Origin of the sequence: Streptomyces sp. SAI-170, assembly GCF_049739565.1 — a bacterium.
In the GTDB taxonomy this organism is placed as follows: Bacteria; Actinomycetota; Actinomycetes; order Streptomycetales; family Streptomycetaceae; genus Streptomyces.
Map to the genome: position 1 here is coordinate 2,254,785 of NZ_JBMGQD010000001.1, position 25,571 is coordinate 2,280,355.

General features: G+C 72.3%; 20 protein-coding genes. 5 read left to right on the forward strand and 15 right to left on the reverse strand.

Translation table 11 applies throughout. The features are described 5' to 3' along the window. Positions 1-171: 171 nt before the first annotated feature. From RKD23_RS09965 to RKD23_RS09980, 4 genes are read right to left on the reverse strand one after another with little or no spacing between them, the layout of a single operon-like run. Positions 172-5,202 (reverse strand): hypothetical protein, encoded by a 5,031-nt coding sequence (locus RKD23_RS09965; protein ID WP_424853364.1) that lies wholly within the window; start codon positions 5,200-5,202, stop codon positions 172-174. 48 nt (positions 5,203-5,250) lie between these two features. Next, complete coding sequence (locus RKD23_RS09970) at positions 5,251-8,343, reverse strand: caspase family protein (RefSeq protein WP_424853365.1); 3,093 nt, start codon at positions 8,341-8,343, stop codon at positions 5,251-5,253. Then, positions 8,340-9,209 (reverse strand): hypothetical protein, encoded by an 870-nt coding sequence (locus RKD23_RS09975; RefSeq protein WP_424853366.1) that lies wholly within the window; start codon positions 9,207-9,209, stop codon positions 8,340-8,342. The genes RKD23_RS09970 and RKD23_RS09975 overlap by 4 nt, the downstream gene beginning before the upstream one ends. Before the next feature lie 26 nt (positions 9,210-9,235). Further along, positions 9,236-9,904, reverse strand: coding sequence for a flavin reductase family protein (locus tag RKD23_RS09980; protein WP_424853367.1), 669 nt, complete (start codon positions 9,902-9,904; stop codon positions 9,236-9,238). A gap of 208 nt (positions 9,905-10,112) precedes the next feature. Here RKD23_RS09980 and RKD23_RS09985 point away from each other — a divergent pair, with 208 nt between their 5' ends. After that, the gene (locus tag RKD23_RS09985) at positions 10,113-10,832 is read left to right on the forward strand and encodes an ArsR/SmtB family transcription factor (protein WP_424853368.1); all 720 of its coding nucleotides are present in this window, start codon (positions 10,113-10,115) and stop codon (positions 10,830-10,832) included. Positions 10,833-10,880: 48 nt separating this feature from the next. Here the strand turns inward: RKD23_RS09985 and RKD23_RS09990 are convergent, their stop codons facing one another. Further along, entirely contained in the window at positions 10,881-11,864 is a 984-nt protein-coding gene (locus tag RKD23_RS09990) for a helix-turn-helix transcriptional regulator (protein ID WP_424853369.1), read from the reverse strand. Between the two features lie 130 nt (positions 11,865-11,994). Between RKD23_RS09990 and RKD23_RS09995 the strand changes: the two genes are divergently transcribed. Continuing rightward, positions 11,995-13,407: an aminopeptidase P family protein gene (locus RKD23_RS09995; protein ID WP_424853370.1), complete on the forward strand. Its 1,413-nt coding sequence runs from the start codon at positions 11,995-11,997 to the stop codon at positions 13,405-13,407. 4 nt (positions 13,408-13,411) lie between these two features. Here the strand turns inward: RKD23_RS09995 and RKD23_RS10000 are convergent, their stop codons facing one another. Both RKD23_RS10000 and RKD23_RS10005 read right to left on the reverse strand, forming a co-directional pair. Continuing rightward, entirely contained in the window at positions 13,412-14,731 is a 1,320-nt protein-coding gene (locus RKD23_RS10000) for a class I SAM-dependent RNA methyltransferase (RefSeq protein WP_424853371.1), read from the reverse strand. 157 nt (positions 14,732-14,888) lie between these two features. Beyond that, positions 14,889-16,937 carry an APC family permease gene (locus RKD23_RS10005; RefSeq protein ID WP_424853372.1) on the reverse strand — a complete coding sequence of 683 codons (2,049 nt, stop codon included), beginning with the start codon at positions 16,935-16,937 and terminating at the stop codon, positions 14,889-14,891. 413 nt (positions 16,938-17,350) lie between these two features. Here RKD23_RS10005 and RKD23_RS10010 point away from each other — a divergent pair, with 413 nt between their 5' ends. Together RKD23_RS10010 and RKD23_RS10015 are read left to right on the forward strand one after the other, a co-directional pair. After that, the gene (locus tag RKD23_RS10010; RefSeq protein WP_404033413.1) at positions 17,351-18,019 is read left to right on the forward strand and encodes a potassium channel family protein; all 669 of its coding nucleotides are present in this window, start codon (positions 17,351-17,353) and stop codon (positions 18,017-18,019) included. Further along, complete coding sequence (locus tag RKD23_RS10015) at positions 18,019-18,696, forward strand: potassium channel family protein (RefSeq protein ID WP_404033415.1); 678 nt, start codon at positions 18,019-18,021, stop codon at positions 18,694-18,696. Before RKD23_RS10010 ends, RKD23_RS10015 begins: the two co-directional genes overlap by 1 nt. A 70-nt stretch (positions 18,697-18,766) precedes the next feature. Here RKD23_RS10015 and RKD23_RS10020 read toward each other — a convergent pair whose 3' ends face one another. The 7 genes from RKD23_RS10020 to RKD23_RS10050 all read right to left on the reverse strand — a co-directional run bounded on the left by RKD23_RS10020 (position 18,767) and on the right by RKD23_RS10050 (position 23,973). Beyond that, entirely contained in the window at positions 18,767-19,504 is a 738-nt protein-coding gene (locus RKD23_RS10020) for a DUF3159 domain-containing protein (protein WP_424853373.1), read from the reverse strand. Between the two features lie 3 nt (positions 19,505-19,507). Then, on the reverse strand, positions 19,508-19,906 hold the full coding sequence (locus RKD23_RS10025; protein ID WP_399650716.1) for an OB-fold nucleic acid binding domain-containing protein: 399 nt from the start codon (positions 19,904-19,906) through the stop codon (positions 19,508-19,510). A gap of 55 nt (positions 19,907-19,961) precedes the next feature. Then, complete coding sequence (locus tag RKD23_RS10030) at positions 19,962-20,654, reverse strand: ABC transporter ATP-binding protein (RefSeq protein WP_424853374.1); 693 nt, start codon at positions 20,652-20,654, stop codon at positions 19,962-19,964. A gap of 63 nt (positions 20,655-20,717) precedes the next feature. Next, positions 20,718-21,887 carry an alginate lyase family protein gene (locus RKD23_RS10035; RefSeq protein WP_424853375.1) on the reverse strand — a complete coding sequence of 390 codons (1,170 nt, stop codon included), beginning with the start codon at positions 21,885-21,887 and terminating at the stop codon, positions 20,718-20,720. Between the two features lie 169 nt (positions 21,888-22,056). Continuing rightward, positions 22,057-22,827, reverse strand: a complete 771-nt coding sequence (locus tag RKD23_RS10040; RefSeq protein WP_404033423.1) for a DUF3710 domain-containing protein — start codon at positions 22,825-22,827, stop codon at positions 22,057-22,059. Between the two features lies 1 nt (position 22,828). Further along, positions 22,829-23,392, reverse strand: a complete 564-nt coding sequence (dut, locus tag RKD23_RS10045; RefSeq protein WP_424853376.1) for a dUTP diphosphatase — start codon at positions 23,390-23,392, stop codon at positions 22,829-22,831. Next, complete coding sequence (locus tag RKD23_RS10050; RefSeq protein WP_424853377.1) at positions 23,389-23,973, reverse strand: PaaI family thioesterase; 585 nt, start codon at positions 23,971-23,973, stop codon at positions 23,389-23,391. Before RKD23_RS10050 ends, dut begins: the two co-directional genes overlap by 4 nt. A 58-nt stretch (positions 23,974-24,031) precedes the next feature. On the opposite strand from RKD23_RS10050, the gene RKD23_RS10055 reads away from it, so the two are divergent. Further along, positions 24,032-24,496: a DUF3093 domain-containing protein gene (locus RKD23_RS10055; protein ID WP_424853378.1), complete on the forward strand. Its 465-nt coding sequence runs from the start codon at positions 24,032-24,034 to the stop codon at positions 24,494-24,496. A 3-nt stretch (positions 24,497-24,499) separates the two neighbouring features. Here the strand turns inward: RKD23_RS10055 and RKD23_RS10060 are convergent, their stop codons facing one another. Then, complete coding sequence (locus RKD23_RS10060) at positions 24,500-25,558, reverse strand: hypothetical protein (RefSeq protein WP_424853379.1); 1,059 nt, start codon at positions 25,556-25,558, stop codon at positions 24,500-24,502. Positions 25,559-25,571 lie beyond the last annotated feature (13 nt).

The window sequence follows — 25,571 nt, forward strand, 5'->3', positions numbered from 1 at the left end:
GCCACCTAGGGGCGCGGGGAACTGCGCGGCCAACCACACACGACCGGCGACCGCAGGACGGCAGCAGCCCCCACGGCCCCTAGGGGCGCGGGGAACTGCGCGACCAGCCACCCACGACCGGCAAGCCGCCAGACGACAGCAGCCCCCCCCACGGCGACTAGGCGGCGCCCCCTAATACCCCAGGTCCCCCGCCATCGCCCCCGGCGTCGCCGTCCTCGGGCACAGCCGGGCCACCGACGCCGCCAGCTCCGGATGGCACGGCATGATGTTGACGCCGGGCGCGCCGGACAGAGCGCGCATACGCCGGGAGATGTCGGCCCGCCGGAAGTGGTCCGCGATGGACGGCACCCGGTCCGCCTCCCGCAGCAGCAGCGTCAGCAGCTCGGCACCTCCGTCGGTGGCCATCTGCCAGTGCTCGGCCAACGGCCCCTCCACCGGGACCCGGCCGGCCCGAGCGGCAGCGATCAGCGCCATGCAGGCCTCCCTCGGTTGCCACTGCGCGTACCCGTCGCGCTCGAAGACGTCCAGCGCCGCCCCGACCGTCTCGGCGGCCCAGTCGCCGCTCGCCAGCCAAGACGCGCCCCAGGCCACCGCCGCCGGGTAGGCGACGGCGTTGGGCTCCAGGCCGGGTCGCGCGTCGGGCACGTACTGCCGTCCGTCGCAGTCGGCCAGCGCCTGCGCCGCCCAGCCGATCTGGCTCCAGTGCTCCTCGGCGTCGACGACCCGCGGCCGGGCCAGCGTGCGCTCCAGGACGTGTCCCACGCCCGGCAGGAAGAAGTCCGTGGGCTGCTCGGCGTGGCGCAGGGACTTGAGCATGCGGGGCGCCTGCTGCAGGCCCATGCTCTCCGCGACCCACTCGGCCCGCACCCCGCGCAGGTCGCGCACGATGTCGTCGACGAGGTCACGGCGACCGGTCAGCCACAGTGCCGTCACCAGGTTGGGCAGTTCCCGCAGGTCGGGCCGCATGCGCAGCCCGAGCCGCTTCAGCAGCCGGTTGCCGTCGACGGTCTCGGCGAGCTGCTCGCCCCACTGCCGCTCCCAGATGTAGGCGAGGGTGAGCACCTCCGTGATGCCGCGCGGACTGGCCAGCATGTACAGCGTGGAGGCCCACCGGTCGAGGACCAGCGTGCGCATCCAGTTCTTCGGCTCGCTGGCCGGCACCATGCCCAGCCGCGCCAGGCCCCGGCCGACGACGCCCTGGGTGATCGGGTCCTGCTCGAACTTGAAGATCTCGGTGAACACCTGCCAGCGGGCCTCGCGGGCGTCGCGCAGGGCGGCCAGCTCGGCCTTGCCGAGTCCGCGCTGGCAGCGTTCGACGGTGGACAGCAGGTCGTTGGTGAGCGGCGGATGGATCACGCTGCGCAGCAGCAGGTCGGTGATGTGGGAGGGCTGATCGCCCTGCGGGGTGATGAGGGTGTTGGCGGCGGTCGCGGCCTCGGAGGGGTCGAACTTGCGCAGCTGGCTCAGCGCGGTGGTGAAGGCGCCGACCCGGCGCTGCTCGCGCAGCTTGGTCGCCCAGTCCCAGTCCGGGTGCTCGTCGCTGAAGTTCCGCAGCACCGTGCGGGTGGCGTCGACGAAGCCGCCCGCCCGCAGGGTCGTCGCCATCACCTGGAGCTTCTGGGCCACGTCCCCCGCGCTCCACTGCACAGGGCTGCGCACCGCGCGGTCCACGTCGACCTTCTTGGCGAACTCCTCGCCGATGCGCGGGTTGAGGGCGAGCCCGAGGCGATGGGTGTGGACCATGCTCTGCGGGTCGAGGGACGGGTTCTGCATGCGCTGGACGAGCAGCCCGGTGTCGAGGCGTTCGGCGAGCTTCATCAGGAACCGCTGGCCGAAGTAGTCGTCCTCGATCAGCAGCATCGCCAGCTGCGGCCCCCAGGGCCGGGCGGCGCCCCGCTGGGCCTGGATGCTGCTGACGACCAGATTCAGCGCCTGCTCCTCCAGCTCGGTGCGGTACTCCGCGCCGGCCTCCCACAGGCCCTTGAGGAAGTGGTAGATGACGGCGGGCCGGCGCTCCTCGGCCATCAGGTCCCGGGCGAAGTCCGCGCCGAGTTCCTTCGCCAGGACGGGGCCGAAGCCGTCGCGGGTGTCGCAGTAGAGGTCGTCGGCGCGGCTGACGCTGCTGAGCAGCATGCCCGCGCCGCGGCCGTCCTTCAGCCGGCGGATGGAGACGGCGAGGTCCCGGGCGAGCTGGACGTCGGCGACGGGGCTGCCCTGCGGGGACTCGCGGTAGAGCAGGGACTTGATGGTCGCGCCGTGGATGTTGCGCACGGTGCGGATGAGGATCGCCGCCTCGGCGGGCGTGGACTTCTTCAGGATCGTGGCCAGGGCCCGCCCGAGCTGGAGGTTGTTCAGCAGCCGGTTGGTCAGGCCGCGGTTGTTGCGGGCCAGGTCGGCGAGGGCGGTGCTGATCTGGATCGCGTCCGCGTGGTGCAGCGCGGCGCGGATCTGCTGCTCGTACTGCTTGATGAGCGGATCCCAGCGGGCGGTGCCGTCGAAGTGCACGACGAGGGAGATCCAGGCGAGGACGGCGGGCAGCGGGGTGTCACGGGTGGGGTGCTGTTCCAGGAGCGGGCTGGTGGAGCGCTCCAGCGGGCGCAGCCCGTCGCGGCCGGCGTCGGCGCCGCGGGCCTCGCGGGCCCAGCGGTGGATGACGTCGTCCATGCGCCGGATGGCGATGAGGTCCTCGGCCCGGCGCGGGTCGGCCCCGCGGACGACAGCGTCGGCGCGCGCCTCCAGCCAGCCGCAGACGTCCGTGACGGGGGTGGTGCTGTTGCCGGAGAGCTGCAGCAGGGCGCGGACGAACCGGGAGCGCTCGCGCAGCATGGAGGGCCGGGCCAGGACGATGTCCAGGCCGCCGTCCGGCTTGCCGATCCAGGCGATCAGGTCGGCGACGGCGGTGGCGGGGAGCTGGTACTGGCGGTCCCACAGCGTCTTCAGCGCGGTCGTCAGATCGCGCACCCGCAGCTCGGGGGTCCCGGGCAGCTCGCTGAGCACGGGCGGGAGGGCGTCGGCGATCCAGGCGGACTCGCTGTGTTTGCCGCACAGCCGCAGCAGGCGCAGCGCGGTCGGCGGATGGGCGGTGGCGGCCCAGGAGGTGACGGCCCGGCGCAGGCTCGTGCGGTCGAGGAGCTGGGCGATGAGTTCGGGCTGGTAGGCGTCGCAGTTGGCGAGCAGGGCGCGGACGCGTTCGTGGTCGCTCGCGGCGAGCATGTCCAGCAGGTACCGCTCCAGGCAGGTGAGCAGGTCCTCACCGCCGTCGGCCGAGGTGCGCTCCAGGACGGCTTCGGCGCGTACGCCGCTGGGGATGCGGGCCAGTTGCTCGTGCACCACGACGCCGAGCGCGGTGCGGGTGGCCTCGGGGACGGCGTCGAGCAGGGCGACGGGCACGCCCTCGTCGAGCATCGAGACGGCGGCGAGCCGGCCGACGGCGGTGCGGGCGGCGGCGTCGAGGCCGGCGCAGGCCCGCTCGGCCAGTTCGCGCACCAGCCGGGAGGCGGCCTCGCGGCGCCCGGTGTCCCCGGCCGGGGTGGCGGTGACGCCGTCGCGCAGCAGGTCGGTGAGCACGCCGAGGTCGCCCGCGCTGCCCTCCACCGCGAGGGAGAGCGCGGCCTCGTCGGTGGTGCGGTACACGTCGGGGTGGTCGGCGACGAGCCGGGCCGCGATCCGCGGGATCTCCTCGGGCACCACGGGCGTCATGTACGCCATCACGCCATGGGTGTCCCAGGCGCTGACGGCGCCGTCGACGTACCGGGTGACGGCCAGCACGGCGACCTTCAGTTCGCCGAGCGACTCCAGTGCCGCGCCGATGTTGCCGTCGACGAGGGCGTGCAGGTCCTCCAGGACGACGAGCCGGGGCCGGCCGACGCCCTCGGCCTGGGCGGCGATGAGCGCGGCCCGCACGATGGTGGGCAGGCTGCCGTCGGTGGGCAGATGACGGCGCTGCGGGGCGATGGCGACGGTCTGCCAGCCGGCCTTCTCCAGCTTGCCGACGAGCTGGCGGGCGCACACGCTCTTGCCGCTGTTGCGGGTGCCGGACTGGATGACGCGGGAGGTGGGCAGCTGGAGGAAGCGGTGGGCGAGGACGCCGGCCTGGCGCAGTTCGACGAGCCGGTCGCCGCCCTCGTGCATCCAGGAGTCGGGGCCCTCCTCGGCGGCGCCGGCCGTGGAGTGCAGCAGGCGCCACTCGAAGGTCTCCAGGGTCTCGCGCGCCCACTTCCTGCGGGTGTCCTGCCAGCGCTCGCCCCACAGCAGCCGGGCGGCGCCCTCAAGACCCGGGTCGGGGTCGGAGCGGGTCTCGGTGCCGGTGCGCAGCCGCCAGCCCTCGGCGTCGCGCCACAGACAGTCCAGCCCGTCCTCGCCGGTGTCCGGCAGCACACGCCCGCCTTCGGCGTACGGTGTCCAGCTGCCGTCGTCGGCGCAGCCGGCCAGCACCAGCACACCGCGCTCGCCCGGGGTGTCCAGGCCGCCCTGTCCGGCGAGGTAGGTCAGTGCCACGGCGGCGGCGCAGGCGCGCGGGGCGACCACGGTGGGGCTCTGCGCGCCCCGGACGTCGATGAACGCGTCGACGGCCGGGGGCTGGAGCCGGCCGATGTCGGAGACGAGCCGGCAGGCCATCTCCAGGCCGCGCTCCACCTCGCCGGCGACGGCGGCGGGCAGCGCGGTCCAGGCCGCCCGCACGGCGCGGTCGGCGCCCGGGGTGGCGACGGTGGTGCGGTCGCGGAAGGCGACGCCGGCGCGGGCGACGATGTACCAGTCGTCGACCGGCTCCAGCAGCACCGGCACCTCGCCCGGCCAGGCGGCCGTGCGCTGGGCGGGGATGCTCGCCCGGTCGGCGGCCTCGCCGTGGGTGACGAGCTGGTCCAGCTCGACGAGCAGCCCCTCGTTCAGCTCGTTCAGACGAGCCACCAGATCGGTGTACGGGGTGCTGCCGGGGTCGGCGTACTCGGCGAGCAGGGCGCCCGCGCCGACCGGCGGCCCGCCGCCGAAGTAGGCGAAGGGGCGGGCGGGCAGCCGGCCGCCGGAGCGCAGGGTGCGGTTACCGAGGTCGATGACGGTGCGCAGCAGTTGTTCGACCCGCCCGGCGTCGGCCGGTATGCCCCTGAGGGCGCTGGCCAGCGCGTGCGAGGCCATGCGCAGTTCGTAGCCCAGCGGGGCGTCCCCCCGCGCGACGCCCGGTCCGGCGGCCTCGGCAACGCTCACGGTGTCCTCCTCGTCCGGCGTGCCCCTCGTCGGACGCGCCGTTGCTGTTCAGCGGGCGATGCGAATGACGCCCGCGGTGCTGCCCACGACGATCCGGCCCCGGGTGTCGACGTCCACGGAGCTGACGTCGAGCCCGAGTTCGAGGTAGTAGGCGGTGGTCCTTCGGGGTCCCAGCGAGGTCAGCCGGATGTCGCCGCGCTGTCCCGCGCTGATCAGCAGGGGGCCGTCGGCGCCGCGGCACACCCGCAGCTCGGTGACCGGGCTGTCGTGCGTGGTGATCCAGGTCCGCCGCTCGGGGTCGTCCCAGTCGGTGCGGTACACGGAGCCGTCGCCCGCACCGGTGTAGACGCCGTCGGCGTCGGCGGCGATCGCGGTGACACCGCGCGCCTTCTGGTCCAGTTCGAAGTGGTGCCGGTAGGCGCCGTCGGCGCCCCAGACGGTGACGTCCCGCGCGGTGCGGGCGGCGACCATGGCCGTGCCGTCGTGCCGTACGGCGGCCGCGGCACCGCCGAAACGCAGTCCGCGGGGGCGTACGACCGTGCTGTTCTTCCGGTTGTGGCGCCAGAACCAGCCGTCCGTGCCGGCGATGAGCAGGCCGGCCTCCGTCTGGGCGCAGCCGACGATCCGGCACCTGAGGTCGGGGTCCTCGAAGACCTGGCCGCGCGCGGGGTCGTCGAGGATCTGCATCCAGGCCGTGCCGTCGATCTGCCCGGCGAACAGGGCCGGTTCACCGCCGGCGTCGGCGAGGGTCTGGGCGGTCACCTGGGCGGTGCGGCGGGGCAGGGCGACCTCGTCCCAGGCGGGGTGGTCGCCGCGGCCCCGGGTGCGGTGCGCGGTGCCCTCGACGTCGACGAGGAGTTCGCGCCCGTCGGGCAGGCAGAAGACGTCGACGGCCGGCTCGCGGCCGATGAGGGTGGGCTGCCAGCCGACGGCGGACTGGCTCGCGCGGCGGGCGAGTTCGGGCAGCCGGTGCACCTGGGCGAGCAGGGCCATCCGGGACAGGGTGTGTCCGTCGGTGCGGTCGGAGTCGGCGAGCGCGGCGCACAGGGTCCGCAGCCGGGCGAGCCCGTCCTTGTCGTGCAGGACGGTCAACGCCCTGTGGAGCGCCTCGGAGTTCATCATGAGCAGGAACTCCGGGTCGTCCAGGAAGTCCGTGAGCCGGCCGGCCAGCCGTGCGTGGTGGGCGAAGTGCTCACGGGTGTAGCGGTCGGCGGCCGCCCAGTCCAGGGCGCCCGAGGAGCGGACGGGAAGTAACGCGGTCATCGCATCGACGAACCGGGCGTGCGCCTCCTGCTCGTCGACAGACTCAGCCAGGTACCGGGCGTACGGGGGACGCGCGAACCTCCAGCCGTGTCCGTACATGCCGCCCTCCGGAGCAGCGAGGTATTCCGAGGCCTTCTCCTGTACGAGGGTGAGGTCGGCCTGTGTCACCGGCCGGCCGCCCGCCCGTACGACGGCGGTCCACAGCCGGCCGTCGGCGGGCAGGCCCTCCCCCTGGGCCAGTGCCACCGGCAGCAGCAGGTCGGCCGCCCACTGGGTGTCGCCCTCATCGTTGAGGGTGCGGAGCTGTCCCAGGAAGATCCCTGCAGTGGTCCGCTCGGCGTCGACGCGCGCGGTGGCCGGATCCTGGGAGCTGTGGAACACGGCCAAAAGGTACGCCCGGAGCCAGGAGTGACCGGCCGCCTGGGCCGTGTCGCGCGCGAACTCGGCGGTCCGGCCCTGGTCGGCGTAGGCCCACTTGGTCCCTTTGCGTCGGCGCAGGACGTGGGTGACGAACTCGGCGATGCCGTCCGGGTCGACGTACTCCTCGCTGTCGAGGTCGACCTGAGGGCCGGTGAACCCCTGGGGCAGCTCGCTGGAGGCGAAGACGACCCGGGCGTGGTCGAGTTCGGCGATCGGCGCGATCAGTTCGGCGTACAGGCGGTCGGGTTCGGCGCAGGCGTCGACGGAGTCGAAGCAGATCGTGAGGGGTCCGGACCGCTCCCGTAACGCCTCGACGAGGGCCTGCGCGTCGCCGCGGTTGACCATGCCGTACGCGGCCGCCACGCGGGACACGGCCACGGCGACGGACCGCCCGCGCACGTCGAAGAGCTTGCCGAGGCTCGCGGGCGGGGCGGCCGGGGGCGCGTCGGGTCCGGTGGGCAGGGGGTCGCCCTGGGCGGCGGTGTGGATCCAGTCCAGCAGCATGGACTTGCCGGAGCCGGCGCCGCCGGTCACCGCCAGGCAGTGGGCGGCCTTGTCGCCGGTCAGATGGGAGATCACCGCGTCCGTCGCGGCGGCCCGGCCGCAGAAGGCCCAGCCGCTGCCGTCCTTGGCCTCGCGCGGCCGGCGGATCACGTACTGCATGTACCAGGGGTTGGGGAAGGCCTGAGTGTCGCCGGTCGGCGGCAGGAACTGCGGCCGGGGCGGCTCGCCCTGTGTGCGCAGCTTCCGCATACGGGCGTTGAGCTGGTCGAACAGCATCTGCATGGAGATGAACTCTTCGTCCGGCTGTGCCGGGGCGGTGCGCACGGCGTGCGCGAAGGACTCCACGAAGTGCAGCTGCTGGGCCTCCTGCACCCGGTCGACGGAGCCGAAGGCGGTGAGGACCGGCATCTCGTGGCCCTGTTTCTCCAGCTCGCCCTGCTGCTGCTTGAACCCGGACACGGACAGTCCGGCCCAGCAGCTGTCCAGCATGATCACGACCTCGCGGGGCCGTGGCCAGTCCTTGGCGAGCAGGATGTCGACCAGGTGGTCCGGGCGGAACATGCTGGTGAGCCGGTCCCTGTCGCTCCCGTGCGCGGCGATGTACAGGTTGCCCTTGCCGTCGTCGAGGGCGTGCCCGGAGTAGTAGAAGATCAGCAGGTCGGGCGGGTTTCCGTCGCCCTCGAGCGCGCGCTCGAAGCTCTCGACCACATGCGCCGCGTCCGGGTCGAGCCGTGAGTCGGTGTGGATGACGCAGTCGGCGGACTCGGCCAGGACGGCCTTCATCAGCCGCAGTTCGTCGGGCACCGAGGGCAGGCGTTCCAGGCCCTCGCCGAAGGTGCTGGTCCCCGAGACGAGCGCGACCCGGCCGGCCCGGAGGAGGCCCTCCGCTCCCAGGCCCTCCGCGCCCAGGGGCCCCGCTTCCAGGGCCTCCGCGCCCAGGGCCGCCGCCGTCACCGCTCCCCGGCGAGCAGGGCCGCGCCGACGGCCTCGGCCAGGTCGGCCGTGGTGAGGTAACGGGTGACGGAGTGACCGCCGAGGACGTAGCGGCCGGGGTGGCGGCGGGGCAGGTTGACGACGGGCCTGTCGTCGACGCGCTCGTCGAAGAGCGGGCCCAGCTTCTTCACCAGCGCGACCGGGTCCTCCTCGGCCGCGATGTTGACCCAGCTGCGCACATGCGGCCAGGCCTTGTCGGCGGGCGACCGGAGGCGGTCGCGGATCACGCCGAGGCCGAGGGGGGAGCCCAGGGTGACGAAGGTGTCGATGTTCCACTCGGGGTGGGCGCACAGAGCCTCGTAGGCGACGACGGAGCCGAGGGAGTGGGCCACCACGACCCGGGTGTCCGGGGTGACGACCCGCTCGAACCGCTGCTGTGCGCAGGCACGGACGGTGTCGTCGGGGTCCAGATAGCGGCGGACCTGGCGGACCAGCCAGATCACCACCTTCTCCGGCGGCCGCCCGAGCCGCTCGGACCGCTCCAGCCGGCGCAACGCGGCCTGCGCCAGGCCCTTGCCGCCCGTCACGGGCTCCTCGGTGCCCTCCGCGAACGCCTCCAGCAGCGCGGCCTCGAAGGGGTCCCGCACGTCCCCGCTCCTGAAGTTGGGGATGTCCGCGAGCTCGTCCTCGGCGACGGCGACACTCTTGCCGGGCTTCAGCCCCCGGTAGCAGTTGCCGTAGAACACGGCGGAGACCTGCTCGGGCGCGGGGACGGGGAGCGCGGCGTCGGTCATCGACATGCGCAGGGCGTCGTACCAGTCCGTGAAGGCTGTCTCCCGGTGCTTGTACTGGTATCCGATGCCGTGACACATCACCACGTGCGCCATGCGTCCCCCTGTCCAATGGACCTGGATTATAGGGGAGTTACGGCACTTGGTACCCGGTCCGCCGATATCGGGCCCGGACGGGTGAGGGCGGCCGTCTCCGAGCGGAAGCCGTGGCCGAGCTCGGGGGTGAGGCCGTGGTAGTGACGGAAGTTGTAGATGAGGGGACTCCAGCGGGCGGGGTCGATGTGCTGGGTGCCGGGCACCACGACACGTTCGTCGGCGTGGACGCGCAGCACCTCGCACTCGACGCCGAAGAACGCCCCGTCCCCGCCGGGGTTCATCGCCCGCACCCGCGCCTCCAGCTGCAACCCGCACTCGCCGACCCGGGGCGGTGTCACGAGGTCGGAGGGCACGGGGGTGAACCCGGCGGCCCCGAACTTGTCGGGCTCGTACCGGTACACCGCCCGCTTGGCCTTTGGCACCGGACTCGCCCCCGTCAGCGGACCGAGCCGCTCCACCCGCTCCCACAGCTCCGGCGAGGCCACACTGATCACCAACTCGGGCCGCCGGGCGAGGTTGTGCGCGGTGTGGCTGTCACTGCCCAGCCCGAGCACGATGTGACGCCCCAGCGCCCACGCGGAGGAGATCGGCGCGAGGTTGCAGCTGCCGTCCTCGTTCTCGGTGCTCAGCAGCACCACGGGGGTGCCGAAGTAGAGGATGCTCGGGTTGATGACCCGGTGGGTGTCGTTCGTCATGCACGGCAGGCTAGGAGCGGGACGTTTCGACGCCGGCCGAAGTGTCGGAGCGGCCAGGCCGTCTACGTCGGGCGACCCCGGCCGAAGTGTCGGAGCGGCCTTGCCGCCTCCGTCGGACAACCCCGGCCGAAGGCTCGGAGCGGCCTTGCCGCCTCCGTCGGGCAACCCTTCGACGCGCCTCGAAGCGTCGGCCGCCGACAATGGTGCGGTGACCGACACCGACGCCTTCTCCGTGGAGCCGGATCTCGCGTCCCTCGCGGCGTTGCTGGCCGACCGCACGCGGGCCGCGTTCTGTCTCGCGCTGCTGGACGGCCGGGTCTGGACGGCGACGGAACTGGCGCGGCTGGCCGGTGTCGCGCCCTCCACGGCGACCTCCCACCTCAACCGCCTGGTGGCCGGCGGCCTGCTGACCGAGGAACGCCGGGGCAGGCACCGCCATGTCCGGCTGGCCGGCCCCGGGATCGCCGAGATGATCGAGGCCCTCGCGGCCCGGGCCCCACGGCACCGGGTCGCGATCCGCTCCCTCACGGCGGCCCGCCGCCACCGCGGGATGTCCTTCGCCCGCGTCTGCTACGACCACCTGGGCGGCTCGCTGGCGGTGTCCCTCACCGACGCGATGACCGAACAGGGCTTTCTGGACTGGGAGTACGGCCCCACGCTCACCCCGTCCGGCACGGCCCGGCTCACCGCCCTGGGCCTGACCCCGGCCCCTCATCTGCGCACCTGTCTGGACTGGACCGAACAGCGCCTCCACCTCGCGGGCGCGCTCGCGGCGGACCTCTACGCCCACGCCCTGACCGAGTCCTGGCTGGTACCGGCCGAGGGCGCCCGCGTCGTACGCCTCACGGACCGGGGCCGGGAGGCCTTCCGGCGCCATCTGGGAGTGACGGTGCCGACAGAGGCGGCCACGACGAAGGACAGCGGATGACGACACCGCGGAGGAGTGCGGCCCCGTTCACCTGAGGTCGAACCCCGCTCACAGCCACCCGGCCCGCTCGGCCTGCAACGCCAGCTGGAAGCGGTTCGCGGCGCCCAGCCGTGCCATCAGGATCTGCAGGCGCCGGAACAGGGTGCGGCGGCTGACCCCCAGCTCCCGGGCGATGGCCTCGTCGCTCGCCCCGCCCGCGAGGAGCCGCAGCAGACGGCGGTCGGCCGGCGCGAGTCCGCCCGGCCGGGCGGTGCCGCCGTGCAGCGGCAGCGCGTTCTGCCAGGACTGCTCGAAGAGCGCCACGAGCGCGGACAGCAGACCGCAGGGCTGCACCACCAGCAGGGTGTTGACCACGTCCGCCTCGGTGATCGACAGCGAGACGAGCGCGTACGCCTCGTCGATGATCAGCAGCTTGACCGGCACCGACGGCAGCACCCTGGCCTGCTCGCCGGCCTCGATGCACGGTTCGATGACGTCCTTCAGATGCCCGGGGTGCTCCAGCGAGGCCCGGGAGTACACGACCCGCTGGGTGATCCCGCGGGCGAGCGTCGCGAGAGCGTCGTCACGCGCCCCTGGGACGGCGACGTACGGCGGCGACTCGAACTGCCGGATCTGTTCGCGGGCGCTCGCCCAGGCGTGCCGCATCCGCGCACCGATGGCGTCCCCGGTGACGACCTCGACGAGGTCGTCGTTGTACGCCGCCAGCCGATGCCGCCGGAACGACTCGAACGCGCCCCCGACGGCGATCCGCGACTCCTCGACCTCGGCCGCCCGGTGCCGGGCGAGGATCTCCAGGCCGGCGGCCGGCGGCACCGGAGCCACCACGTCCCCGGCCTCGTCGGCGGCGCTGGCCAGCCCGGCGTCGACGAGCTGCCCGTACGCGGCGGCGAGCTCCTCGTCCCCCAGCCCGGCCGCGGCGCCGACCGCGCCGAGCGGGGCGGGCGCCACCTCCAGCAGGGCGAGGTAGACGCGGCCGGCGGCCTCGTCGACCCCGAGGAAGCGCAGGGCCTGCCGGAGTTTCGCGTTCGTCATACGCCGCATTATCGACGGCCCGCGACCGACCGGATGGCCGATCCGTGCCACTGGCACTTCCTGGCACCCCCCGCGCATCCGGCGGGCTACGGTCCCTCGCACACGCACCCCACGAACGGGAGGGAACCTCGTGGCCAAGCGCCGTAAGAACGGTCTGTACGCAGGTGTCTCCGACGAGTTGTCCGCCCTGATGCGCACCGGCTGGGCCGACACCGAGCGGCACGACCTGAAGCTCGACGAGCAGGCCCCGTACGCGGCCCGCCGCCGCGCCGCCCTGTCCGCGCGCTTCCCCGGCGAACGTCTGGTGATCCCCTCGGGCAACCTCAAGGTCCGCTCGAACGACGACACCTACCCCTTCCGCCCGTACTCCGGCTATGTCCACATGACCGGCGACCAGGCCCGGGACGGCGCCCTCGTCCTCGAACCCCGCGCGGACGGCGGCCACGACGCCTACTGCTACCAACTGCCGCGCGACAGCCGCGACTCCGACGAGTTCTGGCTCGGCTACACCGCCGAGCTGTGGATGGGCCGGCGCCGGTCCCTCGCCGAGTCCGAGCGGGTGCTCGGCCTGGCCTGCCGCGACGTCCGCACCGCGGCGGCCGACCTCGCGGCCGCCCCCGGGGTGCCGACCCGGATCGTGCGCGGCGTCGACGCGACGCTGGAGGCCGCCGTCACCACGGACGAGGAGCGAGACGACGCACTGGAAGAGGCCCTGAGCGAGCTCCGCCTGGTGAAGGACGAGTGGGAGGTCGGCGAGCTGCGCAAGGCCGTCGACTCCACGGTCCGCGGCTTCACCGACGTCGTCGGCGAACTCTCCCGCGCCATCGCCTCGTCCGAGCGCTGGATCGAGGGCACCTTCTTCCGCCGGGCGCGCCTGGAGGGCAACTCCGTCGGCTACGGCACGATCTGCGCCGCGGGCGACCACGCCACGATCATGCACTGGACGTCCAACGACGGCCCGGTCCGCCCCGGCGACCTCCTGCTCCTGGACGCCGGCGTCGAGACCCACACCCTCTACACCGCGGACGTCACCCGCACGCTCCCGATCGACGGCACCTTCACCCCGGTCCAGCGCCAGGTCTACGACGCGGTCCACGAGGCCCAGGAAGCCGGCATGTCCGCGGTGAAGCCGGGCGCCCACTACCGGGACTTCCACGAGGCGGCCCAACGCTCCCTCACGGCCCGCCTCGTCGACTGGGGCTTCATCGAGGGCCCCGCCGACCGCGCCTACGACCTCGGCCTCCAGCGCCGCTTCACCATGGCCGGCACCGGCCACATGCTCGGCCTCGACGTCCACGACTGCGCCCACGCCCGCAACGAGGACTACGTCGACGGCGTCCTGCAACCCGGCATGGTCCTCACCGTCGAACCCGGCCTCTACTTCCAGCCCGACGACCTCACCGTGCCGGAGTCCTGGCGCGGCATCGGCGTCCGCATCGAGGACGACCTCCTCGTCACCGACTCGGGCCACGAGAACCTCTCGGCGGGGCTGCCGCGCTCCGCCGACGAGGTGGAGGCCTGGATGGCGGAGTTCGGGGGCTGAGCCCTTACTTGGCGGGCTCCAGGATCGCGACGCACTCGACGTGGTGGGTCATCGGGAAAAGATCGAACGCCCGCAGCGTCCGCACCCGGTACCCACCCTCCCGGAAGTAGGCGATGTCCCGCGCCAACGCAGCCGGATCGCACGCGACATAGGCGATGCGCCGGGCGCCCAGCGCGGCGAGCTGGGCCACCGTCTTGCGGCCCGCGCCGGCACGCGGCGGGTCGAGGACGATGAGGTCGACGTCGGTGATGCCGGTGCGGGGCAGGACGGCGTCGACCTTGCCCTGTTCGACGCGGACGCGGGGGAAGTCGGCGAGGTTGTGGCGGGCGTCCTCGACCGCGCGCTTGCCGGACTCGATGCCGAGGACCGCGCCCTTGTCGCCGATGCGGTCGGCGAGGGCGCCTGCGAACAGGCCCACGCCGCAGTAGAGGTCCAGGCACATGTCGCCCTTGCGCGGGAGCAGGCCCTGCATGACCGCGGTCACCAGGGTGTCGGCCGCCTTCGGGTGGACCTGCCAGAAGCCGCCGCTGCCGACCCTGTGGGTACGGCCGTCCGCGCGCTCGCGGACGAAGGGGCGGCCGTGGACGCGGTGGACGCCGCCGTCCTTCTCCTCGACCCGCATCACCGAGACCGGCTTGTCCAGCTCGACCAGCGGCAGGCGCGCGCCCGGGCGCGGGGTCAGGATGACCTGGCGGTCCTGGCTGCCCGTCGCCGCGATGGCCTCGACCGACTCCATGCCGGTCCAGTCGCGCTGCTCGATGCCGAGCTCGCTGACGCCCTCCGCGGCGATCATGCAGTGCTCGATGCGCTCGACCTCGTGCGAGCGGTGGCGGCGCAGTCCGGCGTGGCCCTCGGCGTCCACCGCGTACTGCACGCGCGTGCGCCACTGCGGCACCTGCCCCGCGGGCAGCTTGTCGCCCTCGGCCGGCATCACCGTGCCGTCCCAGCCGGCCTCCTCCGGGGTCAGGCCCGCGAGCCGCTTGAGCTGCTCGGCGATGACCTCGCCCTTGAAGCGCCGCTGGGCGCCCGGCTTGGCGTGCTGCCAGTCGCAGCCGCCACAGCGGCCGGGGCCGGCGTACGGGCAGGGCGCCTCGACCCGGTCCTTGGACGCCGACAGCACCTCGACGGCGTCGGCCCGCAGGAAGCGGTCGCCCTCCTCGCCCTCGGTCACCCGCGCCAGCACCCGCTCGCCGGGCAGGGTGTGCCGGACGAACAGCACCTGCCCCTCGGAGGTGCGGGCGATGCAGTGGCCGCCGTGGGCGACCGGGCCGACCTCGACCTCGTACTCCTCGCCCACCAGCGACTTCTTCGGTTCTGCCTGCATGGCGGGTGACTCCAGATCAGGGAAAGGTAGGGGTGACAGGGCCGCGGCCCCCTGTCGCGGGACGGCGACAGCCCGCGCTCGCGGGACAACAGCCCACCAGTCTACGTCGTCCGGTGCGGGCCTCCGCCCGCCGAGGAAGGGGCGCGGAGGGCCCGTCTCACTCCTTGCCGCTCGGCTCCTTCTCCCGCTCCTGCGCGGGGCCCCGGCGCACCGAACCCGGCGCGTTCCACTCCGACCGCTTGCGGGCGCGCTTCTTGGCGGCCTCGGAGGACTGGAGCTGGTACGGGACGGAGGTGACCATGATGCCGGGGGTGAACAGCAGCCGGCCCTTCAGGCGCAGGGCGCTCTGGTTGTGCAGCAGGTGCTCGTACCAGTGGCCGACGACGTACTCGGGGATGATCACGGACACCGCGTCGCGCGGCGATTCCCGGCGCAGGCTCTTGACGTACTCGATGACCGGCCGGGTGACCTCGCGGTAGGGCGAGTCGAGGACCTTCAGCGGTACGTCGATGCCGCGCCGCTCCCACTCGTCGCGCAGTGCCTTCGTCTCGGGCGGGTCGACGTTGACGGTGAGCGCCTCCAGGGTGTCGGAGCGCATCAGTTTGGCGTAGGCGAGGGCGCGCAGGGTCGGGCGGTGGATCTTGGAGATCAGCACCACCGAGTGGACCCGGGAGGGCCGCACGCTGTCGTCGCTGGGGCCCTCGGGGGCGGCGATCTCGGAGGCGACCCGGTCGTAGTGGCGGCGGATCGCGGTCATGGTGACGTAGAAGATCACCATGCCCAGCAGGGCGACCCAGGCGCCGTGGGTGAACTTGGTGATCAGGACGACGACCAGCACCAGGCCGGTGAAGAACGCGCCGAAGGTGTTGATCGCCCGGGAGCGGACCATGTGGCGGCGCTTGGCGACGTCGCGCTCCTCGGCCAGGTGGCGGTTCCAGTGCCGGACCATGCCGATCTGGCTGAGGGTGAAGGACACGAACACACCGACGATGTACAGCTGGATCAGCCGCGTGGAGTCGGCGCCGTAGATCCACACCAGCAGCGTGGCCGCGCCGGCCAGGAGCACGATGCCGTTGGAGAAGGCGAGGCGGTCGCCGCGGGTGTGCAGCTGGCGCGGCAGATAGCGGTCCTGGGCGAGGATCGAGCCGAGGACCGGGAAGCCGTTGTAGGCGGTGTTGGCGGCGAGGAACAGCACCAGCGCGGTGGCGGCGGCCAGCACGATGAACAGGAAGCTGCCCTTGCCGAAGACGGCCTCGGCGACCTGGGAGATCACCGGGTGCTGGATGTAGTCCGCGCCGACCGGTACGCCGCCGTCCAGCAGGTCCTTGGCGGGGTTCTCGGCCATCCGGACCTCGGACACCATCGCGAGGGCGATGATCCCGCAGAACATGGTGACGGCGAGCAGACCCATCAGGGCCAGCGTGGTCGCGGCGTTCTTCGACTTGGGCTTGCGGAAGGCCGGGACGCCGTTGGAGATGGCCTCCACACCGGTGAGCGCGGCACAGCCGGAGGAGAAGGCGCGCAGCAGCAGGAAGACCAGGGCGAAGCCGGCCAGGCCCTGGTGTTCGGCCTCGATCTCGAAGCCCGCGGTGGGCGCCCGCAGGGTGTCGTCCAGGACCAGCCCGCGGAAGGCACCCCAGGCGATCATGATGAAGACGCCCGCGACGAAGACGTACGTCGGGATCGCGAAGAGCGCGCCGGACTCCTTCACGCCCCGCAGGTTCATCAGCGTCAGCAGCACGATCACGCCGATCGCGCAGAGCACCTTGTGCTCGACGACGAACGGGACCGCGGAGCCCAGGTTCTCGATGCCGGACGAGATGGAGACGGCGACGGTCAGGACGTAGTCGACGAGCAGGGCGCTGGCGACGGTGAGCCCCGCCTTGGGGCCGAGGTTGGTGTTGGCCACCTCGTAGTCGCCGCCGCCGCTGGGGTAGGCGTGCACGTTCTGCCGGTAGGAGGCGACCACCGTGAACATCAGCACGACGACCGCGACGGCGATCCAGGGGCTGAAGTGGTAGGCCGACACGCCCGCGATGGACAGGACCAGCAGCACCTCGCCGGGCGCGTACGCCACGGAGGACAGCGGGTCGGAGGCGAAGACGGGTAGGGCGATGCGCTTCGGCAGGAGCGTTTCTCCGAGCCGGTCGCTGCGCAGAGCGCGCCCGATCAGAATCCGTTTGGGCACGTCGGTCAGTTTGGACACAACAGAACATCGTAAGGGCTCGAACAGCAGACCGCCCACCGGCCCACCGTCTTGTGCCTCACGAGTGAAATTCGGCCACCGGACCAGCAAGGCGCAACCGCGCCCGAGGCGTCTTCATGTCTATATGACAAACCCGTCCACCACGCCCCGTCCGCCGGCTGCGACAGCCCGTACACCCACTTCGGAGCCCCTTATGGCCACCGCCGCAGAACTCATCGGCGCCAGCGCCGCGCTCGTCGCCCTGACCGTCCTGACCCTCGCCAGTGTGCGCAGTATCAGCCGCCGCTGAGCGGGTCGGACCGTGCACGGGGGTGCCGTCGGCCGACCGTGCGTGTGTAGCTTGGTCGCCGGTCTGAGACCCTGTTTTGAGCGTTTCAGCCAAGTCAACGACCTTTGACACCGGAAGGACGGTCGTGCACATCGTCATCATGGGCTGCGGCAGAGTGGGGTCCGCTCTCGCCCAGACCCTGGAGCAACAGGGGCACACGGTCGCCGTGATCGACCAGGACCCCACCGCCTTCCGCCGCCTCGGCTCCTCCTTCGGTGGCCGCCGCGTCACCGGCGTCGGCTTCGACCAGGACACCCTGCGCGAGGCCGGCATCGAGGAGGCGGGCGCCTTCGCCGCGGTCTCCAGCGGCGACAACTCCAACATCATCGCCGCACGCGTGGCCCGCGAGATGTTCGGCATCGAGAACGTCGCGGCCCGCATCTACGACCCCCGCCGCGCCGAGGTCTACCAGCGCCTGGGCATCCCGACCGTCGCCACGGTCCGCTGGACGGCGGACCAGATGCTGCGCCGGCTGCTGCCCTCCGGCTCGGAGGCCCTGTGGCGCGACGCCACCGGCGGCGTGCAGCTCGCCGAGGTGCACGCCTCCGCCGCCTGGGTCGGCCACAAGATCAGCCGGCTGCAGGAGGAGACGGGCGTGCGCGTGGCGTTCCTGACCCGCCTCGGCGAGGCGATGCTGCCCACCTCGCAGACGGTTCTGCAGGAGGGCGACCTGGTGCACGTGATGATGCGCACCGACGAGGTCGAGAAGGTCGAGGCGGCGTTCTCCGAGGGTCCGAAGGAGGGCGGTCACTGATGAGGGTCGCCATTGCCGGTGCCGGCGCGGTCGGCCGGTCGATCGCCGGTGAACTGCTGGAGAACGGCCACGAGGTCCTGCTGATCGACAAGGCCCCCACCGCCATCTCCGTCGAGCGCGTCCCGCAGGCCGAGTGGCTGCTGGCCGACGCCTGCGAGATCACCTCCCTGGACGAGGCCGCGCTGCAGCGCTGCAACGTCGTCATCGCCGCGACCGGCGACGACAAGGTCAACCTGGTCGTCTCGCTCCTCGCCAAGACGGAGTACGGCGTTCCGCGCGTGGTCGCCCGCGTCAACAACCCCAAGAACGAGTGGCTGTTCAACGAGTCCTGGGGCGTGGACGTGGCCGTCTCCACCCCGCGCCTGATGTCGGCCCTGGTGGAGGAGGCGGTGAGCGTCGGCGACCTGGTCCGGCTGCTGCGCTTCAGCCACGGCGACGCCAACCTCGTGGAGCTGACCCTGCCGGAGGAGTCGGCCCTGGCCGGCACCCAGGTCGGCGATGTGGAGTGGCCGCAGGACACGTCCCTGGTCACGATCATCCGCGGCACGCGCGTGCTGACGCCGTCCAAGGACGACTCCCTCGAGGCCGGCGACGAACTCCTCTTCGTGGCCGCGCAGGCCCGCGAGGAGCAGCTGGAGGACCTGCTGTCGGTGCGCCGCGACGACACCGCCGAGTGAGTTCTCGTACGACGACGAAGGGCGCCCCTGCCGCACGGCGGGGGCGCCCTTTCCGTGAGGCGGTCGGGGCCTACTCGGCGGAGCGGCCGGCGGCCTCGCGCTCCTTCTCGGCCTGCTCGGCCTTCTCCGCGGCCTCCATCTCGGCGAACACGTCGATCGGCGCGGGCGCCTTCGCCAGGAACACCCAGGTCAGATAGACGGCGAGCAGGAACGGCGGGATCTTCAGGGCGACCAGGACCCAGCCGAGCTGGGTGGTGTCGGCCCACCAGTACAGCGGGAAGAGGATCGCGCACTTGGCGAGCAGGATCAGACCCCAGGCCCAGCTGGCCTTGGCGTAGGCCTTCTTGCGGCCGGGGTTGCGGGTGCGCCAGGAGAGGTTCTCCTTGAAGACCGGGCCGAGGATCAGGCCGATCAGCGGGACCCCGCACAGGGTCGTGACGATGTACGCCAGCGCCAGGCCCAGCGTGTAGAGCATGCCGGGCAGGTAGAAGTCCTTGGCGTTTCCGGTCATCATCGCGAAGACGACACCGAAGGCCACGCCGAAGACACCGCTGAAGGCGTGCTTGACGGTGTCCTTCGTCACGAGGCGGACCACGACCAGGACCAGCGACACCGCGAGTGCGGCGATCGCGGACATGTGCAGGTCCTTATTGATCGTGTAGATCGTGACGAAGAGGAGGCCGGGCACCACCGTCTCGACCATGCCGCGCACGCCGCCGAACGCCTCGAAGAGCGCGGCCTCCGTCACCGCCCTCGCATCGTGGGCGTCCTGCTGGGCGTCCTGGGTCGGCTTGTCGAGTGACGTCACCGGCTACTCCCGTCCGAGCGGTCTCAGTTCGTATTTCGGGTTGAACAGCACCCGGCGGCCCCGGCTCATCGAGACCCGGCCGGACGCGATGAGTCTGCGTCCCGGCTCTATCCCGACTATGGAGCGCCGGCCCAGCCACACCACGTCCAGGGCGGCGGAGCCGTCGAACAGCTCGGCCTCCAGGGCGGGCACGCCCGCGCGCGGGCGCAGGGTGACGGTGCGCAAGGTACCAGTAACGGTGACGACCTCGCGGTCGTGACAGTCGCCGATGCGGGTGCAGCCCGTGGTCTCGGCGTCCTCTCGCAGCTCCTCGGACTCCAGGTCCTCCTGCGACGAGGAGAGCCGGTCGAGCATGCGCCGGAACCGGCCCACCGGCTTGTCGGATCGAGGAACAGCACTCATGCCAAAAGCCTACCGGTCCCCACCGACACGCCAGTACCCCCTGGCTCTGCGGCCCTCAGGCTTCGCTGATCTCGCCGTCGCTCAGCTCCAGCACCCGGTCGGCCAGGTCCAGGAGGGTCGTGTCATGGGTGGCGACCAGCGCGGTGACCTTCTCGCTGCGCACTACGGCCCTCAGCAGCTCCATCACGGCGTGCCCGGTCTCCACGTCGAGCTGGGCGGTCGGCTCGTCGGCGATGAGCAGGGCGGGGCTGTTGGCGAGGGCTCGGGCGATGGCCACGCGCTGCTGCTGGCCGCCGGAGAGCTCGCCGGGCCGCTGGGCGGCGTGGTCGCCGAGCCCCACCAGGGCGAGGAGCAGCTCGACGCGTTCCTCGCGCTCGCGCACCTCGGCCCGGCGCAGCCGCAGCGGTACGCCGACGTTCTCGGCGGCGGTGAGGATGGGGATGAGCCCGAAGGACTGGAAGACGAAGCCGATGCGGTCGCGGCGCAGCTCCAGCAGCCCCTGCTCGCCGAGCCCGGACAGCTCGTGCCCGTCGACCACGATGCTGCCCCGGTCGGGGGTGTCGAGCCCGCCGACGATGTTGAGCAGGGTCGTCTTGCCCGAGCCCGAGCGGCCCTTGAGGGCGACCAGCTCGCCGGGGCGCAGCTCGAAGGAGACGCCGCGCAGGGCGTGGACGGCGGCGGCGCCGGTGCCGTAGGTCTTGTGGACGTCGGTGACGCGCACCATGGTCTCGGTGACGACCTGCCTCATGCTGTGCCTCCCCCGTGGGCCGGGCGCCAGTATCACGGACCGGCGCCCGGCCGATCAACGGTTTCAGTTCGGGTTGTCGCCGTGGGTGAGGGTCTCCCAGGCGACGAAGAGGTTGTTGCTGCCCGCCGGACGGTTGCGTTCCGTCAGTGCCTGGGTGTTGGTCATGGCGATGCCGAGCCGGTTGTGCAGGGCGTTGTGGCCGACCTCGGTGACCGGGCCGAGCCCGAGGTGCAGGCTGCCGCCGCAGAGCCAGCTGGGGACGGCCGTGCCGAGTTCGTACTTCGCCTGGAACCCGAGCGCGTGCCGCAACCGCTCGCCCACGTCGGTGCCGTACAGGTCCTGGCCCTGGATCCGGCTGGTCTCGGCGACGTGCGAGATGGCGGAGATGCCGTACCCGGTGTGGGTGAGGTCGCGGCAGGTCTCCTGGGTGAGGCCGGTGACGAAGGTGGTCTGGCCCTGCCAGTACTTGACGATCTTGTCGCGGGTGTCGAGGTTCTGGCTGGGCACGGTCTTCGGCAGTTCGCCGTCGGAGGCGAGGTAGACGTAGGCGGCGGTGCGGGTGCGGAACTTCTGCATGGCCTTGTCGTACGACGCCTTGTCCTCCAGGAAGACCGAGATGCCGACGGCGGCCTCCATCATCGACAGCTCCCAGTTCCCGTTGGAGTTCGAGCCGTTGATGATCTCGGGCAGGTAGACGTTCCGCAGCATGGTCGCGAACCGGCCGGAGTTCGCCCAGCCTCCGGTGTAGGTGTGCTTGATGATCTCGGCGGCCTTCGGCCAGGAGGAGCCCGCCCAGCCGGTCTGCAGGGGCGCGTTGCTGTTGGTGTGGTCCTGGAGGACGGCGGACCAGGCGTCCATGAGCTGGACGGCCTTCTGGGCGTAGCGCGGCTCGCGGGTGATGTACCAGGCGAGCGCGTTGGTGTACGCGGCGATCGCGTCCTCGCGCTCGTCGGTGCAGCCGTAGTTGGGGTTCGAGTACGAGCCGCACTCGACGACGGCGCGCGGCTTGGGGACGCGGTTCTGGTCGGCGTACCTGCTCGCCATCATCTGGTCGAAGGCGCCCTTCCAGGGCTGGGCGCCGGCGAGGACCTTGCTGCGGGCGAAGTCGAGCTGGCTCCGGGAGACGGTGACGCCGGGGTGCGTGAAGGTGGTGGGGGCGGACCGGGCGGCGGGTGCCGTGAAGGCTCCGAGGAGCAGTGAGGCCACCACGGCGAGCAGTGGGGTGCGACGCATAGCGACTCCGTTCTTGTATGTGAACGCGGAGCGCCTTTATGAACACAGGCGTTGGCCGGAGACCATAGGTACAGACCAATAGCCCGTCAAGGGGTCGGGCATGCGAAAGGGCCGCACCCGCGATGGGGTGCGGCCCTTCGTCGTACGGGACTCAGCGGACGTACGGGACTCAGCGGACCTCGGTGATCTCCGGGCCGCGCTGCAGCTGGCCCATGCCGCCGGAGAAGCGCGAGCCCTCCTCCTGCTGCTGGACACCCTCGGGGACCATCTGCGCGTCGTTCGGCAGCTTCAGGACGATCGGGTCGCGGGGCGCCATCGGGCCCTCACCGCGCACCACGACCGTGTCACGGAAGATCTGCTCCAGCAGCCCGGCCGCCTGCGGCTGCACCGCGCCCTGGCCGGAGATCACACCGCGCAGGAACCAGCGCGGGCCGTCCACACCGACGAACCGCACGACCTGGAAGCCGCCCGTGCCGTCCGGCAGCTGGACCGGCACCTGCGCGCGCAGCTCCCAGCCGAGGGGGCCCTCGACCTCGTCGATGATGCCGCCCTGCTGGGTGATGCCGGCGCCGATCTCCTCGCGCACCTCGCCCCAGATGCCCTCGCGCTTGGGGGCGGCGAAGGCCTGCAGCTGGATGGCGCTGTCGCGCAGCACGACCGTCGCCGCGACGATCGCGTCGCCCGCGACCTCGACCCGCAGCTCCATGCCGTCGACCCCGGGCACGAAGAGGCCGCCCAGGTCCACCCGGCCCTCGCCGGGCTCGCGGACCTCGGTGCTGTCCCACGGCCCGTCGGGGCGCGGCTCGGGCTCCAGCCTCACGCGCTCGCGACCGGCGTCGTCGGCGCTGTCGTACGCCTCACTGTCGACGCTGTCGACGACCTGCTCGGCCTCGCCGGCCGCGCCATCGGCGGCATCCCTCTTCTTGCGACGTCCGAACACGTCACTGTCCTTCCCGGTCGGATACGACCGAAGCGTATCGATTCCCACCCGTCGTGCCGCCTTCGGCGGCCTGACCGCTTGTGCCGCTTGTTGTGCCGCTCTCGCCGCCCACGGCGGCATGGCCGCCGGTGGACCCGAAGCCCCCCTCGGCCCGCGCCGAGCCGGGAAGTTCCGCCACCTCCTGGAAGCGGACCTTCTCGACCTGCTGGACGACCAGTTGGGCAATCCGGTCGAAGCGCTCGAACCGCACGGACTCGCGCGGGTCGAGATTCACCACGATCACCTTGATCTCCCCACGGTACCCGGCATCAACCGTCCCCGGGGCATTCACCAGGGCGACACCGCACCGGGCGGCGAGCCCGGAACGGGGGTGCACGAAGGCCGCGTACCCCTCCGGGAGCGCGATGGACACCCCGGTGGGCAACACCGTCCGCTCACCGGGCTGCAGCTCGCACGCCTGCGTGGTCCGCAGGTCCGCACCCGCGTCCCCGGGGTGCTCGTACGCCGGAAGCGGTACGTCCGGATCGACGCGCCGGATGAGTACCTCCAGCGGCTCACGGCTCACGGGTTCACCTCGAAGGCACGGGCCCGCCGGATCTGGTCCGGGTCGCTCATGGCGGCCTGGATCTCCTCCGGGCGGCCGTTGTCGATGAAGTGGTCGACCTTCACCTCGATGAACAGGGCGTCCGCGCGGACCGCGACCGGCCCGTCCGGGCCGCCGATCCGTCCCGTGGCGGTGGAGTAGATCTTCCGGCCCGCGACGGCCGTGACCTCGGCCTCCAGGTACAGCGTGGTGCCCACCGGCACCGGCCGCCGGAAGTCGGTCTCCAGACGCCCGGTCACCGCGATCGTGCGCAGCAGCCAGTTCAGCGAGCCCAGCGTCTCGTCCAGGGCCGTCGCGAGGACACCGCCGTGCGCGAGGCCCGGGGCGCCCTGGTGGGCACTCTGCACGGTGAACTCGGCCGTGATGCTGACGCCGTCACCGGCCCGGGCCGCCAGATGCAGCCCGTGCGGCTGCTCACCGCCACAGCCGAAACACTGGCCGTAGTGGGCGCCGAGGAGTTCCCCGGGCGCGGGCGCGTCGGGGTGCCGTACGGGCCGCACCGCGTCGGCCGGCGGCTGAAGGCTTGCGGAAGTACCACTCACAGGCGCAGACCTTACCCGCGCGTCGGTGTGGTCAGGACACCGTGCCAAGCTTGGTTTCATGCAGCTCTCCGCCACCCCGTACGAAGAACGCCTCACGGCCCCCCGCTCGTGGTGGCTGGTCAGCTTTCTGGTCGGCGTCTCGCTGGCCCTGATCCTGCTGCCGTTCGGCACGCTGCCGATGCTCGGCGGCCTGGCCGGCGGCACCGCCGCCGCGGCGGTCGTGGCCAGCTCCTACGGCTCGGTGCGCATCCGCGTGGTCAACGGCTCGCTGATCGCGGGCGAGGCGAGGCTCCCGGTGACGGCGCTGGGCGAGACGGAGGTCCTGGACCCCGAGGAGGCGCGCGCCTGGCGCACCTACAAGGCCGACACCCGCGCCTTCCTGCTCCTGCGCGCCTACATCCCTACGGCACTGAAGGTCGAGGTCACCGACCCGGCCGACCCGACGCCGTACCTGTACCTGTCGACGCGTGAGCCGGACCGACTGGCCGAGGCGATCCGCACGGCAAGGGCCACGGCCTCCTAGAGCTCAGTGGCCGCCCAGCTCTCTGGAGATGTCGCCGATCTCGAGCGGCTTCGCCGGCTGTTCCAGTGCGGGCAGTTCGGGCAGGGCGTCCCAGGGCACCTGGAGCTTGCGCAGGTCCGCCCGGATGCGGGCGGCGAGTTTCTTGGTGTCACGGCGGTTCATGACCGCACCGACGGCGGCGCCCACCATGAACGGCATCAGGTTCGGCAGATCGCGCACCATGCGCTTCATGATCTGCTGGCGCAGCTCGCGCTTCATATGACCGCCGAGGGCGGTGTTCACCGACGTCGGTCTCAGTACGTCGACGCCTCGCTCGCCCGACCATGAGCGCAGGTAGGCGGTGCTCCGCTCCATGAGGGTGCCCGGCGGTCGTACGCCGTAGATCTCGTGGAGCTCGGCGATCAGCTTGAGCTCGATCGCCGCGACCCCGGTGATCTCCGCGGCCAGCTCCGCCGGCATCGCGGGCGGCACGGGCAGCATGGCCGCCGCGCCGACGCCCGCACCGACCGTCGCGGACGCGTTGGCCGCGCCCGCCACCAGCTTGTCGGCGAGCTGCTCGGGCCCGAGGCCCGGGAACTGCCGGCGCAGCGTGGCGAGGTCGCGTACGGGGATTCTGGGCGCGTTGTCGATGATCCGGTCGGCGATGTACGCCAGCCCGGCCCTGGCCCGGCTGCCGCCCCTTCGGGCGCCTTCCCTGGCCAGTTCCCGGGCACGCTCACGGACGACCGCGCTCCGCCGCCGAGCGGCGGGCGCGGGAGTCTGCGCCGGTGCCGGGAGGCCGGTCGGATCACCGGCCGCTTCGAGCGAGGCCGATCCACGGTGGACCTGTCCCGGCAGAACCGTTCCCGTAGGTGTTGGTTCCGGGACCGCCAGGTCCGTTTCCGGGACAGTGGTGCCCCCTTCGGGGACAGCCCTGTCCGTGGGAGCCGGTTCTTCCGGAACCGGTCCCGCCATGGATGAGCCCCGCTCGTCGTCACGCACGCCGTACGGGCCGTCGGACGGCCCGGGGTCCGCTTTCCCGAAGGAGAAGCGGCGCTTCCGAGGTGGGGTCGAGCCAGTCACGGCCGACCCGGCC

Bases quoted from the DNA above. Each gene is read 5' to 3' on its own strand.
- RKD23_RS09975 (WP_424853366.1), bottom strand. From the start codon at position 9,209: ATGGCGCACGTGGTGATGTGTCACGGCATCGGATACCAGTACAAGCAC.
- RKD23_RS09980 (WP_424853367.1), bottom strand. From the start codon at position 9,904: ATGACGAACGACACCCACCGGGTCATCAACCCGAGCATCCTCTACTTC.
- RKD23_RS09990 (WP_424853369.1), bottom strand. From the start codon at position 11,864: ATGACGAACGCGAAACTCCGGCAGGCCCTGCGCTTCCTCGGGGTCGAC.
- RKD23_RS10000 (WP_424853371.1), bottom strand. From the start codon at position 14,731: ATGCAGGCAGAACCGAAGAAGTCGCTGGTGGGCGAGGAGTACGAGGTC.
- RKD23_RS10015 (WP_404033415.1), top strand. From the start codon at position 18,019: ATGAGGGTCGCCATTGCCGGTGCCGGCGCGGTCGGCCGGTCGATCGCC.
- RKD23_RS10025 (WP_399650716.1), bottom strand. From the start codon at position 19,906: ATGAGTGCTGTTCCTCGATCCGACAAGCCGGTGGGCCGGTTCCGGCGC.
- RKD23_RS10030 (WP_424853374.1), bottom strand. From the start codon at position 20,654: ATGAGGCAGGTCGTCACCGAGACCATGGTGCGCGTCACCGACGTCCAC.
- RKD23_RS10035 (WP_424853375.1), bottom strand. From the start codon at position 21,887: ATGCGTCGCACCCCACTGCTCGCCGTGGTGGCCTCACTGCTCCTCGGA.
- RKD23_RS10055 (WP_424853378.1), top strand. From the start codon at position 24,032: ATGCAGCTCTCCGCCACCCCGTACGAAGAACGCCTCACGGCCCCCCGC.